Here is a 14,917-nt window from a genome sequence, read left to right as displayed (position 1 = left end):
TGCGTCTTGCTTCTCTCCTCGGCCGTCTCCGACGATAGCGCCGCCGAGTTTCCACTGGTCGACTGGCGTTCACCTGCCGGACCGTCGCGCAGTGTGGCGCTGGTCACCCACCGGCGCCGTCCACCACGTCGTCGGAGGAGCGGCGGGGCGGCTCCGGAGCGGCGCCCGCACGGCCGGGGACACCGACACGGACGACCATCGCCGGGTGGCCGACGTCACCGAGCATCCGGCGCAGGACGGTCCGGGCCGGCTCGACCTCGACCAGGTCGCTCATCGGCGAGGCGGCCAGGCCGTCGCCGGTCGCGGTGAGCAGCACCGCCGACAGCGCCTCGCCCGCCGCGATCCAGTCCCGGGGCAGGTCACCGCGAGTGACCAGGACCGCGTAACGGGCGTGCCGGTCGGCGACCTCACCGCCGGTGTAGACGCTGGGCCGCTCGGCGGTGCCGGTGAAGTCGCGGATCGGCACGGTGCGCGGCCCGGACCCGGCGGCGGTCGCCGGGGGCACCCCGTCGGCGTCGTCGTCGCGGACCCACGCCGCGAGCTCCGCGCGGTACGCCGGGTCGCCCTCCTCCACGTCGGCGGCGTGCCCGGCGGCGACGACGACCCCGACGAGGTCCTGCGGGCGGACCAGGTGCAGGTCGGCGCCGGCGGCCGCGGCGGCCTCGCGGAGCCGGTCGAGGGCCGCGTCCGGCACGTCCCGGTCGGCGAACGGCCGCCGGTCCGTGCGCCGGATGCCCATCGCCCGGCGCAGCCGCTGCGGTCCGGCGGCCCGCTCGACGGGACCGGCGTGCCGCACGGTGGCGAGCAGGTCGGGGTCGTCGGCGTCCGGTAGGTACGCCACCTCGCAGCCGATCCCTTCCGCGGCGAGCGCGACCCGGGCGTGGTGCAGGGCTGCGCCGCAGCTGAGCGTCAGCAGCCTGCCGTCGGGGTCGATCACCGGCAGCTGCCGGGTCCGGTCGGCGCGCAGCTGCGCGGTGTCGCCGTCGATGCGCCAGCGCCACGGCTGGGTGTTGAGGATCGACGGCGCGCCGAGCGCGGCGAGGACGGCGTCGGTCAGCGCCCGGCCGGCCGGGCTGACCCGCACGCCGGTGCCGCGGTCGGTGTACTGGATGGCGGCCATGACGGGCTCCTTCGAGGTGTTCGGATTGTCGGCACCTCCACCGTCGCGCCTCGGGGCGGGCGGCGGGCAGTGCACAGGTGCCCGCACCGGCGGGACTTTCGGCCCCTGCGGTCCGGGACCCCGGGGGATGCCGGTGTACGGGTGGCCGCCGCGCCTGCCACGCAGCGGAGTGCGTGTCCGGACCTGACCGGTGGCAGGATCTGGGCCTGCGGGCTCCGCTAGGCGGCGGCGGTCCGCGGCGCCGGGGCGCGGCGCGGGCGGGGCAGCCAGCGGACGGCGTCCGCGGTGCGCGGGTCCGAGCCGTAGGCCAGCAGGGTCAGGAACACGCCGTAGACGGGCAGGTGGCCGAGCAGCTCCGGGGCGCCGAAGATGAGCAGCGTCGCGTTGAACGGGACCGCGGCGACCAGCATCGCCAGCTGCGGCATCGCGCCGGACAGCACGAGCAGGCCGAACAGCAGCTCGGTGGCGCCCGCCACCAGGATGAACGTGTCGGCGGGGACGTGCAGCCCGAAGTAGGCGAAGACGTCCAGCTGCGGGTAGTGCGCAAGCGTCGCGCGGGCCATCGCCGGGTTGGCGAGCTTCTCCGAGAACGCGAGGGTCACCAGGGCGGTGGCGACGCCGACCCGCAGCGCGAGCAGCGCCCGGCGCAGGACCCGCGGGTCGGCGGCGACGGCGCCGTGCCGGTCGCCCGACGGCGGCAGGAACGCGAGGAACCCGGCGATGCCCAGCAGGTCGGCCGCCTCCAGGAGGCTGACCGGTCCGGTCGCGGCGAGCGCGACGGGCCCCACGACGACGAGGAGCAGGGCGGCGGGTCGCAGCCGGTACCCGGTGATGAACCAGACGCCGAGCGCGCCCTCCACGACCGCGAGCAGCGCCGGCGCGGGCAGCCGCGTCAGCTCCAGGTCGGCGGCGAGGAAGTAGCCGCGGGCGGCGAGCGTGAGCAGGCTGACGCCGAGGTGGATGGCGAGCAGCCGCGGCAGGAACGGCGTGATCCGGCCGATCGGCCGCAGGACGGTCAGCTCCGGGGTGCCCACCCGCCGTCCGACGGCCCGCCACGCGACGGTGACCGCGATGACGAGCGCGAGCGCGGCGAGCGTCACGGGCCGGGCCGCGAACGACCAGTCCGGCGTGTACGCCGACGGGTCCTTCAGGAACCACTTCTCGTGCGCCAGCACCGTGTCGTCGAGTCGCATCGGGTCGCCTCCAGCGTCCGCCGTCCGTCCTTGCCGCATTCAGCATCGGCAACGACGGCGTTACGGCTCAGGGCCGAAGGTCCCGTCATGCACGGGACACCGGCCACCTGGCCGGCGGCCGTTCACCTGTCCACTGCGATCCAGGTCGCGGCGGCCAGGGCGAGGACCGCGCCGTCGGGCCCGTACAGCGTGGACAGCACCGTCGCCTTGCGGCCCTCGGATCCGACGTGCCGCCCGACGACGACGCACTCGGCGCCGGGCGCCGGCACCGCGTCCACGACCGTGGTGATGCGGCCCAGCACGTACGGGCGGCCCTGCGTGAGAACGGACCACCCGCCGGGGCAGTCGAGGGCCGCCCACACCATGACCGGCGACACGTCCAGCGGGACGCGCCACGGGGTCGCGGTGCGGCCGTCCTGGACAGGGCCGGGGAACAGGGCGAGGCCGTCGGTGCGGTCGGGCCCGCAGACGTAGCAGGTCGGGAAGGGGTGCGCCGTGAACCCCGGATAGCGCTCCGACGCCTCGACCGCCGCTCCGAACGGGACGGCCTCGACCGGGTCGGGTCTTCCGCCCTGCCCGGCGCGAGCGGACGCGACCAGCGCCTCGCCGTCATGCACCTGCACCGAGTCCGCGCTGGTGCTGACGGTGAGCTCGGTGTCGAGCGGCGGCGGCCTGCGCAGCGTGACCTCGACCGCCGAGGCCCGGACGTGGGCCGCCACGAGACCGGCGGTGTAGCCGCCGTTGCCGGAGCCGGGTGGGCCGTTGAACCGCGCCGGGATGATCATGTTGCCCCTTCACGTACGCTGCCCGCATGGACGGCTTTCCGCGTTTCGACGTGCCGGGGCAGGTGGCCCTGGTGACCGGGGCCGCGCGGGGCCTCGGCCGCGCGATCGCCCTCACCCTCGCACACGCGGGCGCCGACGTCGCGCTCGGGCTGCGCGACCGCTCCGCCGACGCGGGCCTCGCCGACGCGGTCACGGCGCTGGGCCGCCGGGTCCTGCCGCTGCAGATGGACGTCACCGACGTGGCGCAGATCCAGGCCGCCGTCGACGCGACGGTCGCGCACTTCGGCCGCCTCGACATCCTCGTCAACAACGCCGGCATCGCCCCCGAGAACCCCGCCTCCGACGTGACCGAGGCGGACTTCGACCGCACCCTCGCCGTCAACCTCAAGGGCACCTTCTTCACCAGCCAGGCCGCCGGCCGCGTCATGATCCGCCAGGGCCACGGCCGCATCGTCAACATCGGCTCCCAGGCGGGCGCGGTCGCCCTCCCCGGCGAATCCGTCTACTGCATGACGAAGGCCGCCATCTCGCACCTGACCCGCTGCCTCGCCGTCGAATGGGGCCCGCACGGCATCACGGTCAACGCGGTCGCCCCCACGTTCATCCACACCCCGGGCACCGAGGAGTACCTCGCCGACCCCGCCCACCGCAGCGACGTCGTCGACCGCATCGCCGCCCTTCACCGGATCGGCGAACCCGTGGAGGTCTCCGGCGCCGTGCTCTTCCTCGTCTCCCCCGCCGCCTCCCTCATCACCGGCGAAACCCTCCTCATCGACGGCGGCTGGACCGCTCGCTGAGGTCGCGCCCGGACGCCGGTGGCCCGTGCCCGCGGTGCGGGACTATCCCGTCGCCTGCACCTCATACGCGTCGCGGGCGGCCATGATGTGCTCGATGTTGTCCTCGGCCCAGGACTTGAGCGCGCCGAGGACCGGGGCGAGGGACCTGCCCAGATCGGTCAGCTCGTAGTCGACGCGGACCGGCACCGCGGCGGTGACCGTGCGCTTGACGAGGCCGTCGCGCTCCAGCGCGCGCAGCGTCTGGGTCAGCATCTTCTGGCTGGCGCCGGCGATGCGCCGCCGCAGCTCGCTGTGCCGGCGCGGGCCGTCGGCGAGCGCGTTGACCAGCAGGCCGGCCGAAGTGGTACCCCTGGACGAAGCGGTAACCCAGCCGGTACAGCTCCTCGGCCTGCGCCGCGGTCTCGACCCCTTCGGCGATCGCGGTCAGCCGCAGGTGGTTGCTCACGTCGATGAGCGCCCGCGCGATCACGGCCTGCCGGTTGGGCGTACCGACGTGATCGACGAACGACTTGTCGACCTTGAGGATGTCGACCGGCGCGTCCACCACATCCACAGCGTCTTCCGCACCCCTGCTGCATCGGCCGCTTCCGGCCCGGTCTGAGCGTGCTTCAGCTCACTGTGACGACGACTTCGTCGAGCTGTGCCCGCAGCTGCGACCTCGGCCGCGCCCCCACCACCTGGGAGACCAGTTCGCCGCCCCGGAACATGCTCAGCGTCGGCATGGACATCACCCCGTAGGCCCGCACCGCCTCAGGGTTCGCATCCGAATCGATCTTCACGATCCTCACCCTGCCCTCGTACTCCACGGCGAGCTCCTCCAGCACCGGCGCCAATCTGTGGCACGGCGGGCACCACTCGGCCCAGAAGTCCACCAGCACCGGCAGCTCGCTGCCCAGCACCTCGTCTTCGAACGTGGCATCGGTGACGTCCAGCATCAGCCCAGCTCCTTCACGATCGTGGCCCGGATCCGCCGTAGCCGCACGATGTAGTCGTCGATCTCGGCGAGCCGCCTGGTGAGCACCTCGACGGACGCCGGGCACTCGGCGCCGGAGCTGTGCCCCTCCCGGATGCACTCCACGAACGGCCTCGTGTCCTCGAGGTTGAACCCGATCTCCAGCAACGCGCGGATCTCCCGCACCAGCCGCAGATCCTCCTCGTCGTAGTCCCGGTAGCCGTTCGAGCTCCGCCTGGCACTGAGCAACCCCTGCTGCTCGTAGTACCGCAACGCCCGCGCACTCGTCCCGGCCTGCTCCGCCAGCTCACCGATCCGCATGCCGCCAACGGTAAACCTTGACAGTGACGTCAACGCCAGCGTGTGTTTGCCGCCCCAGGGTCGTCTTTGCAAGCCGCCCGTAGCGGGTCCGCGGCGGAGGCCCGCCCGCGTTTGGTTCACCGGTCGCGGTCGGAGACCGGCAGCTCGGGCACTTCGCGGTCGTCGACCAGGCCGCTGTGCCGGACCGCGTCCACAACGGCCGGATCGAGCAGGAGCGCTCGGCCCTCGTTTCCGCCCGTGTACAGCGTGAAGACACGAACCGGCGTGCCCGCCGCGACCAGCAGCTCGTTCACGAGCGCGAGAGGCCGGACGGTCGCCTCGAACCACGGCGAGTCGGTGTGCGGATCGCCAGCATCCAGAATCACACACCGGCGACCGTTGATGTCCACGACGTAGTCGTCGTGGCTCCCGGACACCGTGCGGACCTGCAGCGTGACACCGAAGCGACGCAGCGCCGGAGCCATCTCGCGGAGCAGGTCCTCAACGTTGCCCTCCGCGAGTTCCTCCCCGTCGGCGTGAAACGCCACATCGTCAAGGACGGCGCAGGTGAACGGGTAGCCTCCGGCCGCCACTTCCCGCCACTGGGCCTCCGCCGCAGCGGGCGGCTGGTCGTGCCAGAAGCCCGCGTCGGCGAGCGTCCGCGCCAGCTCCCGCCACCGACGGTCCTGCCCGGCAGCAGCGGGACCGCGACGCGACCAGAGCAGCCTTATGCGCCGCGCCGTCATACCCACCGCCCGCCAGCCACCTCGACCCGGCGTCCCGCCGATATCAGCGGTGCTCCCGGTGGCATGAGAGGCACGATCAGGCCGGCTCGTGATGTACGGGGTGTCCTGGTCCTGATCGTGAGGTGTCAGCGGGCCGGCGCGGTCCCGGGCCGTGCAGTGCGGTGAGCAGTTCGGCGTATCCGGCGGCCGTGCCGATGTGCGGGCGATGCTGGGGATGGATCAGGTAGTGGTGGAGGGTGTGTGCCAGGAACAGCGCGTTGACGGTGTCGGTGTTGATCTGTCGGGTGAGGGGCAGGCCGGTGACGCGGACCAGGTCCGGTCTGGCATACGTGAGTCGCAGGAGCCTTGCAGAAGGTGTGGTGGGTGGTAGCGAGTTCGTCGTCAGGGCATCCCACGGGACGGTGACGGTGCCGAGAAGGCTGCGGTCCATCACGCCCTCCGGCCGCAGCTGCACCCCGATGCCCCGCCACGCCACCGCGGCGGCGAGCAGGACGGCCATCACGACGATCAGGAGCGCCAGGATGCCGAGTGTCCGCGCCATGGCCAGCCCGATCAGGTCGGAGGATGCCGGGTCACGCGGCACACCACGGGCGTTGACCGCGGCCGTGACAGCGGCCGCGCTCATGAAGGCCACACCGGAGGCGTTGTAGACGTGGCCCGGCTGGCGCAGCGTACGAAACGCCGGCACGCCCGCGTCGACGACGAACGCAGCCGGTCGCCACCGGGCCTGCGCAACGAGCGTCAGGACCATGAACACCAGGCCGAGCAAGGGCAGCAGCGCCGCTACCGCAAACCTGGTGCCGCTGTACGGTGCCGCCAGCAGGTGCACTCCCAGGAGCCCGCCCGCGACCGCCACGCCGCCGCCGAGCACCCGGCGCGGATGACGGGCGGTGCCGGCGAGGATCGCGGAGATCATCCCGGCAGCCTAGGTGGTGCCGGCCCCGGTAAGGAACCTCCAGCCGACCGCACGGTCGGGGGCGCTATGGTACGCCGGTGGGAAGCAGCGTCAACTACGTCGTCGTCCGCGACGCCGGGTACACCGTGTACGCGCAGGGCGGCGGCGCGGGCCACGGGATCGACTACAACTTCGCAGCCGGTCCAGAGGTGGTGCTGCGCTGGCTGGCCAACCTGGGTGACTTCGCGGACGGTCGCTGGTTCGACGACGTCATGTGCGAGGGCGGTGTGCTGATCGACGTCGACCGCCGGGTCCTGCTGCTGTTCAACACCGTCTACAACAGGATGGTGTATCGGGCGGCGATGCTGGAGGCGTATGCGGCGACGTGGCCGGGCTGGGAGATCCGGTGGGCCTACGACGGCGTAGCGGACCTGATGGCATACATCGGGGTCGACCCGGCCGGCGCCCGCAACGACCATCGCCCGGGGCGGACCGGGCGCAACGAGTTCGAGCCGGACGACCCCGTCGCGGCCGTCGTCACCATCCGCGGCGCCGACGGCCGGGTGCGGCTGTACGGATTGAACCCCGACAACGCGTGGCGGCGCTGGCACATGGGATCCGACCTGGTCGAATGGGTCGCCGCCGGGCCCGAGCTTCCCGAGTCCGCCACGAACTCCCCGACGGCCGGCCTGGATCTCGACCCGGCCGCCCGGCGGGCCGGGCTGTGGACCGTGGAGCCGTTGCATGGGCTGCGGCAGCGCTGGGCTGAGCTGTGGCCCGGGTGGACGCTCGAGTTCTGGGGCGACGACTGGGCCCGTCAAGCGGTCCACGACCCGGACCGGCTCTACGACTCGATCATGCCCCACGCGATCACCCACGGCCGCGAGACACTCGCCAAACGGCTGCGAGATCACTGGTCCGTCCGCTCGACGGTACTGGCGAACGGAACCAGCGAGAAAGACCTGCAGGAGATGTACGACGTGAACTTCGGCGGGATCCGCGGCCACCTGGACACCGACGTCACCGCGGACGAGATCGAGCACCTCGCGGCGCTGCTTCGCGGCCCGCGGACGACCCCGTAGCGACGACGGCGGCCGGCACGGCCGCGACGGCCCGCCGTGGGCCGGTCCGGGACCGAGGCGCCGGACCCGAGCTCCCCGGGGCCGTCAGCCGGCCAGGTGGCCCCAGTGGGGTTCGAGCTCGTGCCAGGTGCCCTGGGCGGCGGCGGTGCCGTCGAGGAGGACGACGACGCGGTCGGCCTGGGTGAGGGCGGCGCGCTTCGAGGTGGAGCCGATGACCGTGACGCCATGGTCCCGCAGGGCGCGCCACAGCGCGAGTTCCGTGGTCACGTCCAGGGCGGAGGATACGTCGTCGGCGATCAGGAGCTCGGTGCGTGGGGCGAGGGCGCGGGCCAGGGCGAGTCGCTGGAGCTGGCCGCCCGACAGGCGGGTGCCCTTGTGGCCGATGAGCAGGCCGAGGCCCGCCCCCGCGGCCGCCAGGTCGTGGGTGAGCTGGGCGGTGGAGACGGCGTCGTCGGCGTCGACCTCGTGGCCGAGGCTGATGTTGTCGGCGACGGTGCCGGACAGGACGCGCGGAAGCTGGGCGACGTAGCCGATCTGGTTGGGGCGCAGGAACATCTCGGGTTCGGTGACGGGTTCGCCGTTCCAGCGCAGGGCGCCGGTGTGGTGGACGATGCCGGCGAGGGCGCGCAGCAGCGACGACTTGCCCGAGCCGACGGGGCCGACGACCAGGACGAGCTCGCCGCGGGAGATGGTGAGGTCGAGGTCGCGCACGGCCACGGTGCCGTCCTCGTGCACGGCGGCGAAGCCGGCCAGGTCGAGGCGGCGCAGCGGGCGGCGGGGCGGGGCGACGGGCGCGGGTGCCACGCCTTCGGAGAGGTCGACGCCGGGGACGGCGGCCGCGTATTCCCCCTCGCCGGTCATCGCGACGGTGCGCCGGGTCCAGACGCGGGCCGACGGCAGCTGCGAGACCAGCGATGCGGTCGTCCACGCGAACCAGCGGGCGGAGCCCAGCGTCGACACGGCGACGAGGGTGGCGCCGGCGGAGAGGTTGCCGGTGAGCAGCAGGGCCCAGGCGCCGATCGGCAGCAGGCCGCTGGCGATGGCGGGGGTGGAGCGGGCCCAGACCTGCATCGAGATCTCCCAGCGCTGCCGGCCGCTGCGGATGTCGTCGAGCTTCGCGAGGTGGTCCAGGACGGGCACGGTGGCGCCGGCGAGCTTGACCGTGCGCGCGGCGGACAGCGACGAGACCAGGGACGTGGCGAACGCGGCCCGGGCGGCCACGGTCTTGGTGGCCGAGCGTTTCAGGACGGGGCCGAACAGGGTGGCGGCGAGGCCCGAGACCACGATCGTGGCGGCCATGAAGGCGGCCGGGACGAGGGAGCCCGACACCAGCGTCATCGAGACCAGGACGAACGCGCAGATCCACTGGTCGATGAGGTTGTCGGCGAGCACGACCACGCGCTCGGTGTCGCCGCCCTGGGCGACGACCTCGGCGGGCGTGTGCGAGCTGACCCGGCGCGGGCCGGTCTGGCCGTGGACCAGGCGGAGGCTGATGCGCAGCAGCTGCCTGACCCACCACTCGGGGAACCATTTGCCCGTGTAGTACGGCAGCGGCAACGGCAGCAGGAGACCGGCGACGATCCCGGCGGCCGGCCACAGCAGGCCTCCGGAGCCGTCGACGAGGTCGGCCCACAGCCACGGCAGGACCGAGCCGTCGAGGCCGAGGAACACCATGACGGCGAACATCGCGACGGCGGCGAGGCCGTAGCGGGGGTCGTTGGTGGCGAGCTTGTAGATGTTCCACAGCGTGCGGGCACGGGGCAGCTTCGGCAGCGGCGGCGGATCCGTCTTGTCCGACACAGCGGACACGAGGGAACCCTCCAGCGGCGAGGGCCGGTCGAGAAGACCGACGCCGCCAGAAGGCACCGGCACCCGGATCTCCGATTGGGCGAGCAGGGCCGCGAACCGGGTGGAGGACGACATCGGGCCGGACTCGACGACCGCGCCGTCGGCGAGGACCACGACCTCGTCGCAGCGGCGCACCGACGACAGCCGGTGCGCGACGATGATGCCGATCCGCCCGACGAGGAGCCGGTCGGTGGCCCGCTGCACCTGCGTCTCGGTGACCGGGTCGAGCCGGGCGGTGGCCTCGTCGAGGATCACGACCTGCGGGTCGCGCACGACGATGCGGGCGAACGCGACCAGCTGCTCCTGCCCGGCGGACAGCACGTGGCCGCCCTCGCCGAGCCTGGTCGCCATCCCGTCGGGCAGCTCCGCGACCCATGAGGCGAGGCCGAGCTCGTCCAGGGCGGATGCGGCGCGCGGCAGCAACGAAGGGTCGAACAGGGCGATGTTCTCGGCGAGGGTGCCGGCGAGGATCTCGGTGCGCTGCGGCACGACGGCGATCCAGCGGCGCAACGCCTCCACGTCGAGGTCGAGCAGGTCGACGCCGCCGAGGAACACGGCGCCGCGCGGCAGGTCGACCGCGCGGGTGAGGACCTTCGCGAGGGTCGACTTGCCGGAGCCGGTCCGGCCGACGAGCGCGTAGGAGCGGCCGCGCTCGAAGGTGAGGTTGACGTCGAGCAGGGCGGCCCGGGCCGCGGACTCCTTGGTGTAGCGGAACGTCAGGTCCCGCACGACGAGGTCGCCGGCGGACGGCTCGCCACCGCCGGCGGGCTCCTGCGGCGAGTCGCGCAGCAGCTGGACGCGGCCCCAGGCGCCGAGCGCGTATTGCAGCTCCGGCACCAACCGGCTGGTGTGCTCGACCGTCGCGCCGAAGCCGAGCGCGAGCAGCCACACGGCCGTGAGCCGGGCGCCGTCGATGTGGCCGGCGGTCATGGCCCACAGCCCGGCGACGACGATGACGGCGATGCCGGCCCGGACGGTGCCGGCGGCGACCGCGGTGACGGCGCCGGAGCGCGTCCACACCTGCCGGCCGCGCTCGAGCACGACGCTGGCGCGGTGGGCGTACAGCCGCAGCACATAGGGACGCGCGAGGCTGGTGCGCACGTCGTCCTGGCCGTGAATGGACTCCTCCATGACCGCGGCGAGGTCGGACCAGGCCTCCTCCTCGCCCATGCGGGCGGTGCCGATCTTCGCGGCCGGCTTGCGCAGCACGGCGGTGAGCCCGGCGACGAGCACGACCATGGCGACGCCGGCCGGCCACCAGACATACATGGTGGTGGCGATCGACAGCGCGCCGAACGCGACCGACTGGGCGATCCGGACGCCGCTGCCACGCAGCTCGGAGGCGACCTGGTAGACGTCGCCGTCGATGCGGTCGAGCAGCTCGCCGACCGGCGTGGTCTCCAGCGTCGGCAGGTCCTGGCCGAACGCGACCCGGCACAGCCGCCGGCGGACGTCGGCGGACCAGTCGGCGGTGACGCGGGCCATGATGAGCCCGACGACGAGGTCGGTGAGCACGGCGGCGACGAGCGCCACCGCGAGAATCGTGAACATTGTCCATGATCGATGGATCAGGACGGACCCGGCGACGCCGGCCGCGGCGGCCTGACCGGCGGCGCCGAGGATGACCAGGAACACCACCAGACCGGTGCGGCGCGGCGACGTGGCCCAGAGGTCACGGAGCAGGCGCATGGTGAGATCCCCCCGGATCGTTGTGGCGGCCTCTGCAGACTGCTCCGCGACCGGGGACAATTCAAACCAATTACAGGAGATCAGCGGCCGTCCCGATCGTCGCGGCCCGGCCCCGGGCGACCGCGGCGGCCCGCTCGACAGGCGTCAGCGCAACGGATGCGGCACCGGCGAGCGCGGTCACGTGCGGCCGGGTGCGGTCCGGTCCGCCGCGCACCTTCTCCGCCGCCGTGACCAGCGTCACGGCGGTCGCGGGGTCGCCGTCCAGCAGCATGACCTCGGCCGCGTCCTCGATCACCGCGCCGGCGACGGGCCCGCCGAACGCCGCGTCGGCCGGCTGGACCCACCTGGCCGCGTGAGCCGGCGGGCTCAGCGTGACCAGCGGCCGGCGGCGGCCTGCGCGGCGAGGCCCACGGCGGCCAGGGCCGGCAACGCGACCGCGACCGTCGCCGCGGGCACGGCGAGCGGCGGCGGGGCGGTGCCGGTCAGGCCCGGCAGCGTGCCGCCGACCGCGATCCACGCGATCGCCGCGGCGACGATCCCCGCGACGCCCGCCGCGGCCACGAGGGCGAGCACGACGAGGGGTTCGACGAGCGTCGAGGTGGTCCGGCGCAGGCCCTGCACGCGCAGCGCCCGCAGGTCGGCGGTGGTGGTGCCGATCGCGGCGACGGCGAGGCCGGCCGCGCCGAGGGCCGCCGACAGCCAGCCCGCGAAGAGATAGAACCGCAGGCCGAGCGCGGTGCCGCCGGCCGCGATCCCGGAACGGGTGTCGGCGACGGTGCGGCGGCTGGTGACCGTGAGGCCCTGGGCGCGCAGGGCATCGACGACGGTGGGCGGCGCGGTGGCCGACAGCCACACCTCGGCGCCGGTGGCGCGGCCGTCGTCGGCGGCGAAGAGGTCGGCGTATTCGAGGTCGACGAGCGCGCCGCCGCGCCCGACGCGGGGCAGCCGGCGCGCGACGGTAGCGGTCGCGGGGACGGCCTTGCCGCCGAAGGTCTTGAACGTGTCGCCGGCCGGCAGGACCGACGTCACGACGGGGAGCGCCTCGGGTCCGCCCCCGGGACGCAGCGCGCCGGCGCCGGGCTGGGAGGTCATCGGCAGGCTGAACGTAACGCCGTCGGGGCCGGAGGTCGCGGTCGCGCCGGGTCCCAGGCGCCATTCGGTCGTCGGCGGCGAGTGCAGCGTGACGACGGTCGCCGGCCCGACATAGGGCGGCAGTTGCACGGCGATCTCGACCAGTCTGCAGCCGCGCACGCACATTGGGGATTCGCCGGTGTACGACTGCCGCCCCGCCACCAGCTTCCCGAGCTCGACGGTGCCGGTGCTCTGCCCGTCCAGCGGGGCGACGGTCGCGGTCAGGACCAGGTCCGGCCGGTCGATGGTGACGGCGGTGACGTCGAGGGTGACCTTCCCGCCGGTGTGGACGATCGGGGTGAAGGACAGCGGCGGGTGCAGGCGGGCGGCCACGTCGGCGGCCGGTGGCGCGCCGGCCGGCCACAGCGCAACGGCGGCAAGCCGGGCCGCGTCGACCGCGACGGCCGCGGCCTCGTCGCCCTCGCCGTCGCGCAGCGGCACGACCGCCATCGCGGACCGGCCGCCGGGGTCGGCGGCGCGCACGGCCCGCAGCAGCTGGCCGCGGCTGGTCGCGTCGACCCCGAGGACGACCGCGGCGCCGGTGTCGAGGTCGGCCTGCTGCCGCTGCCGCTGGTCGGCCGCGGCGGTGGCGCCCGCGGCGAACGCGAGCGACCCGACGGCGACGGTCAGCAGCGCCAGCAGCCGCGCGCCGACGGGGCGCCGGGCGAGCCGGAACCCGGCGAGCGCCCCGGCGAGCCGGAGCCGGCCGGTGGCGGCGCGGCGCAGGGCCCGGCCGGCGGACAGCCCGCTGAGGATCGGCACGATCCGGCCGGCGAGGACGGCGACGGCGAGCATGACGAGGGCCGGCGCGAGCAGGGCCACCCCGCCGGGCCGGCCGCGGACCTGGACGACGGCGACGACCGCGGCGACGACGAGGACGCCTTCAAGGGCGAGGCCGCGCCAGCGGGCGGTGTGCCGGTCGACCTGCCGCAGCAGCGCCGACACGGGTGCGGAGACGGTGCGCAGCGCGACGGTGACGGCGACAGCGAGCGCCCCGAGGACGGCGACGGTCGCGTACGGCCAGGCGCCGCGGGTCTGCCAGCCGCCGGCGGCGGTGAAGCCGACGAGGGCGCCGGTCAGCACCGACAGCAGCGTCTCGCCGGTGGCCAGCCACCACCGGCCGGGCCGGGCGACGCCGCGCAGCGCGACGACGCCGTGCTCGAAGCGGCGGGCCCGGATGACCGTGGACACGGCGAGCGTGATGACGGCCCAGGCGAGCAGCAGCACGGGCGCGACCGCGAACGGGACGGCGGCGCGGACCTCGGCGCGGCGCTCGGCGATGCGGTCGAGCAGCACGTCCAGGTCGGTGCTGAGCCGGGCGTCGTCGTTGCCGCGCTGCTGCGCCTCGTCGACCCATTCGCGTAAGCCCGGAAGGGTCTCCACGGTGATGGCGCCGGGCGTCGGGTACGCGTCGTAGGCCTGCAGCTCGCTGGGCCGGGCGAACGTGTCCAGGGTGCGCCGGTCGACCTGGAACGCGTCGCGGATGCCGCCGAGACGGCCCCAGTAGGGTTCCGCGCCGTCGCGGGGTTCGACGACGCCGACCACGGTGAGCGCGGTCGGCTCTCCGGCCCGCAGGAACCGCGAGCTCGTGATGTCGTACCTGGACCCGGCCAGTGACACGGTGTCGCCGGGGCGCAGCCCGAGCCGGTCGGCGGTGCGCCCGGTCAGGACCGTGTCGCCGGCGCCCATCAGGCAGCGACCGGCGACGACGCGGACGTGCTCGCAGATGCCTTCGCGGTACACGACGGTGGTCAACTGCGCGGCGGTCGCCATCACGAGGTCGCCGGGCTGGGCGACGAACTGGGCGGAGAAGACGCTCGCGTAGCCGGGTGCGTCGAGCCAGCCGTCGGCGAGGTTCTCGAACGTCTTGGCCATGCTCCCGCCGTTGGAGGACTGGACCTCGCCGGTGATGAGCACGGTGCGTTCCGACGGCGAGGCGCCGGCGACCTCGGTGCGGACGATCCGGTCGTCGGCGCGGGCGAGGTACGCGGGAGCGGCGAGCGCACCGGCGGTGGCCAGGGCGGTCAGGAGCATGACGGTGACGGCCCGGCCGCGCCGCGACCACAGCATCGCCAGGACGAGCACGATCACCGCGACCTCCCGGCGTTGTCGCCGTCGTGTGTGCCCTCGCCGTCACCGCTGCCGTCACCGGGCACGCTGTCGTCGGGCGGGCCGCCGCCGGACGGGCCGCCGCCGGACGGGCCGCCGCCGGACGGGCCGCCGCCAGTCGGGTTGTCGCCAGTCGGGTTGTCGCCCGACGAACTGTTGTCAGGCGCGCCGTCTCCGGACGAACCACTGCCAGGCGGGCTGTTGCCAGGCGGGCTGTTGCCGGGCGGGCTGTTGCCGGGCGGGCTGTTGCCGGGCGGGCTGTTGCCGGGC

Annotated in this window: 14 protein-coding genes and 1 pseudogene; 2 read left to right on the top strand and 13 right to left on the bottom strand. The window is 74.3% G+C overall.

Annotation, left to right across the window (positions count from 1 at the left end; all coding sequences use genetic code 11):
- Nucleotides 1-103: 103 nt before the first annotated feature.
- From ABZS58_RS06885 to ABZS58_RS06875, 3 genes are all read right to left on the bottom strand, one after another.
- On the bottom strand, nt 104-1,120 hold the full coding sequence (locus tag ABZS58_RS06885) for a nitroreductase family protein (protein ID WP_354778404.1): 1,017 nt from the start codon (nt 1,118-1,120) through the stop codon (nt 104-106).
- Between the two features lie 218 nt (nt 1,121-1,338).
- Nucleotides 1,339-2,313 carry a hypothetical protein gene (locus ABZS58_RS06880; RefSeq protein ID WP_354778402.1) on the bottom strand — a complete coding sequence of 325 codons (975 nt, stop codon included), beginning with the start codon at nt 2,311-2,313 and terminating at the stop codon, nt 1,339-1,341.
- Nucleotides 2,314-2,435: 122 nt separating this feature from the next.
- On the bottom strand, nt 2,436-3,098 hold the full coding sequence (locus tag ABZS58_RS06875; RefSeq protein ID WP_354778400.1) for a hypothetical protein: 663 nt from the start codon (nt 3,096-3,098) through the stop codon (nt 2,436-2,438).
- A gap of 26 nt (nt 3,099-3,124) precedes the next feature.
- Here ABZS58_RS06875 and ABZS58_RS06870 point away from each other — a divergent pair, with 26 nt between their 5' ends.
- Nucleotides 3,125-3,895 (top strand): SDR family NAD(P)-dependent oxidoreductase, encoded by a 771-nt coding sequence (locus ABZS58_RS06870; RefSeq protein ID WP_354778398.1) that lies wholly within the window; start codon nt 3,125-3,127, stop codon nt 3,893-3,895.
- 42 nt (nt 3,896-3,937) lie between these two features.
- Here ABZS58_RS06870 and ABZS58_RS06865 read toward each other — a convergent pair whose 3' ends face one another.
- The 6 genes and pseudogenes from ABZS58_RS06865 to ABZS58_RS06840 form a co-directional block, all read right to left on the bottom strand.
- The gene (locus ABZS58_RS06865; RefSeq protein WP_354778592.1) at nt 3,938-4,168 is read right to left on the bottom strand and encodes a helix-turn-helix domain-containing protein; all 231 of its coding nucleotides are present in this window, start codon (nt 4,166-4,168) and stop codon (nt 3,938-3,940) included.
- Between the two features lie 52 nt (nt 4,169-4,220).
- Nucleotides 4,221-4,430 (bottom strand): annotated as a pseudogene (locus tag ABZS58_RS06860) (EAL domain-containing protein); the annotation flags it as partial.
- A gap of 73 nt (nt 4,431-4,503) precedes the next feature.
- Entirely contained in the window at nt 4,504-4,830 is a 327-nt protein-coding gene (gene trxA, locus ABZS58_RS06855) for a thioredoxin (protein ID WP_354778396.1), read from the bottom strand.
- Entirely contained in the window at nt 4,830-5,168 is a 339-nt protein-coding gene (locus tag ABZS58_RS06850) for a MerR family transcriptional regulator (RefSeq protein WP_203844090.1), read from the bottom strand. The genes trxA and ABZS58_RS06850 overlap by 1 nt, the downstream gene beginning before the upstream one ends.
- Nucleotides 5,169-5,284: 116 nt before the next feature.
- Nucleotides 5,285-5,893, bottom strand: coding sequence for a hypothetical protein (locus ABZS58_RS06845; protein WP_354778590.1), 609 nt, complete (start codon nt 5,891-5,893; stop codon nt 5,285-5,287).
- 76 nt (nt 5,894-5,969) lie between these two features.
- On the bottom strand, nt 5,970-6,809 hold the full coding sequence (locus ABZS58_RS06840) for a hypothetical protein (protein ID WP_354778394.1): 840 nt from the start codon (nt 6,807-6,809) through the stop codon (nt 5,970-5,972).
- A gap of 77 nt (nt 6,810-6,886) precedes the next feature.
- On the opposite strand from ABZS58_RS06840, the gene ABZS58_RS06835 reads away from it, so the two are divergent.
- Nucleotides 6,887-7,870: a hypothetical protein gene (locus tag ABZS58_RS06835; RefSeq protein WP_354778392.1), complete on the top strand. Its 984-nt coding sequence runs from the start codon at nt 6,887-6,889 to the stop codon at nt 7,868-7,870.
- 84 nt (nt 7,871-7,954) lie between these two features.
- Here the strand turns inward: ABZS58_RS06835 and ABZS58_RS06830 are convergent, their stop codons facing one another.
- From ABZS58_RS06830 to ABZS58_RS06815, 4 genes are all read right to left on the bottom strand, one after another.
- Entirely contained in the window at nt 7,955-11,407 is a 3,453-nt protein-coding gene (locus tag ABZS58_RS06830; protein ID WP_354778390.1) for an ABC transporter ATP-binding protein, read from the bottom strand.
- Nucleotides 11,408-11,477: 70 nt separating this feature from the next.
- Nucleotides 11,478-11,702, bottom strand: coding sequence for a hypothetical protein (locus ABZS58_RS06825; RefSeq protein WP_354778388.1), 225 nt, complete (start codon nt 11,700-11,702; stop codon nt 11,478-11,480).
- Nucleotides 11,703-11,773: 71 nt separating this feature from the next.
- Complete coding sequence (locus tag ABZS58_RS06820; protein WP_354778386.1) at nt 11,774-14,629, bottom strand: hypothetical protein; 2,856 nt, start codon at nt 14,627-14,629, stop codon at nt 11,774-11,776.
- On the bottom strand, nt 14,626-14,917 hold a 292-nt coding region (locus ABZS58_RS06815; protein WP_354778384.1), incomplete at its 5' end, for a hypothetical protein. The genes ABZS58_RS06815 and ABZS58_RS06820, both read right to left, overlap by 4 nt.

It is taken from the genome of Dactylosporangium sp. NPDC005555 (genome assembly GCF_040605635.1).
Lineage (GTDB): Bacteria > Actinomycetota > Actinomycetes > Mycobacteriales > Micromonosporaceae > Dactylosporangium.
This window is presented reverse-complemented; position numbering and strand designations above follow the sequence as displayed.

Bases quoted from the DNA above. Each gene is read 5' to 3' on its own strand.
- ABZS58_RS06885 (WP_354778404.1), bottom strand. From the start codon at position 1,120: ATGGCCGCCATCCAGTACACCGACCGCGGCACCGGCGTGCGGGTCAGC.
- ABZS58_RS06880 (WP_354778402.1), bottom strand. From the start codon at position 2,313: ATGCGACTCGACGACACGGTGCTGGCGCACGAGAAGTGGTTCCTGAAG.
- ABZS58_RS06875 (WP_354778400.1), bottom strand. From the start codon at position 3,098: ATGATCATCCCGGCGCGGTTCAACGGCCCACCCGGCTCCGGCAACGGC.
- ABZS58_RS06870 (WP_354778398.1), top strand. From the start codon at position 3,125: ATGGACGGCTTTCCGCGTTTCGACGTGCCGGGGCAGGTGGCCCTGGTG.
- trxA (WP_354778396.1), bottom strand. From the start codon at position 4,830: ATGCTGGACGTCACCGATGCCACGTTCGAAGACGAGGTGCTGGGCAGC.
- ABZS58_RS06850 (WP_203844090.1), bottom strand. From the start codon at position 5,168: ATGCGGATCGGTGAGCTGGCGGAGCAGGCCGGGACGAGTGCGCGGGCG.
- ABZS58_RS06845 (WP_354778590.1), bottom strand. From the start codon at position 5,893: ATGACGGCGCGGCGCATAAGGCTGCTCTGGTCGCGTCGCGGTCCCGCT.
- ABZS58_RS06840 (WP_354778394.1), bottom strand. From the start codon at position 6,809: ATGATCTCCGCGATCCTCGCCGGCACCGCCCGTCATCCGCGCCGGGTG.
- ABZS58_RS06830 (WP_354778390.1), bottom strand. From the start codon at position 11,407: ATGCGCCTGCTCCGTGACCTCTGGGCCACGTCGCCGCGCCGCACCGGT.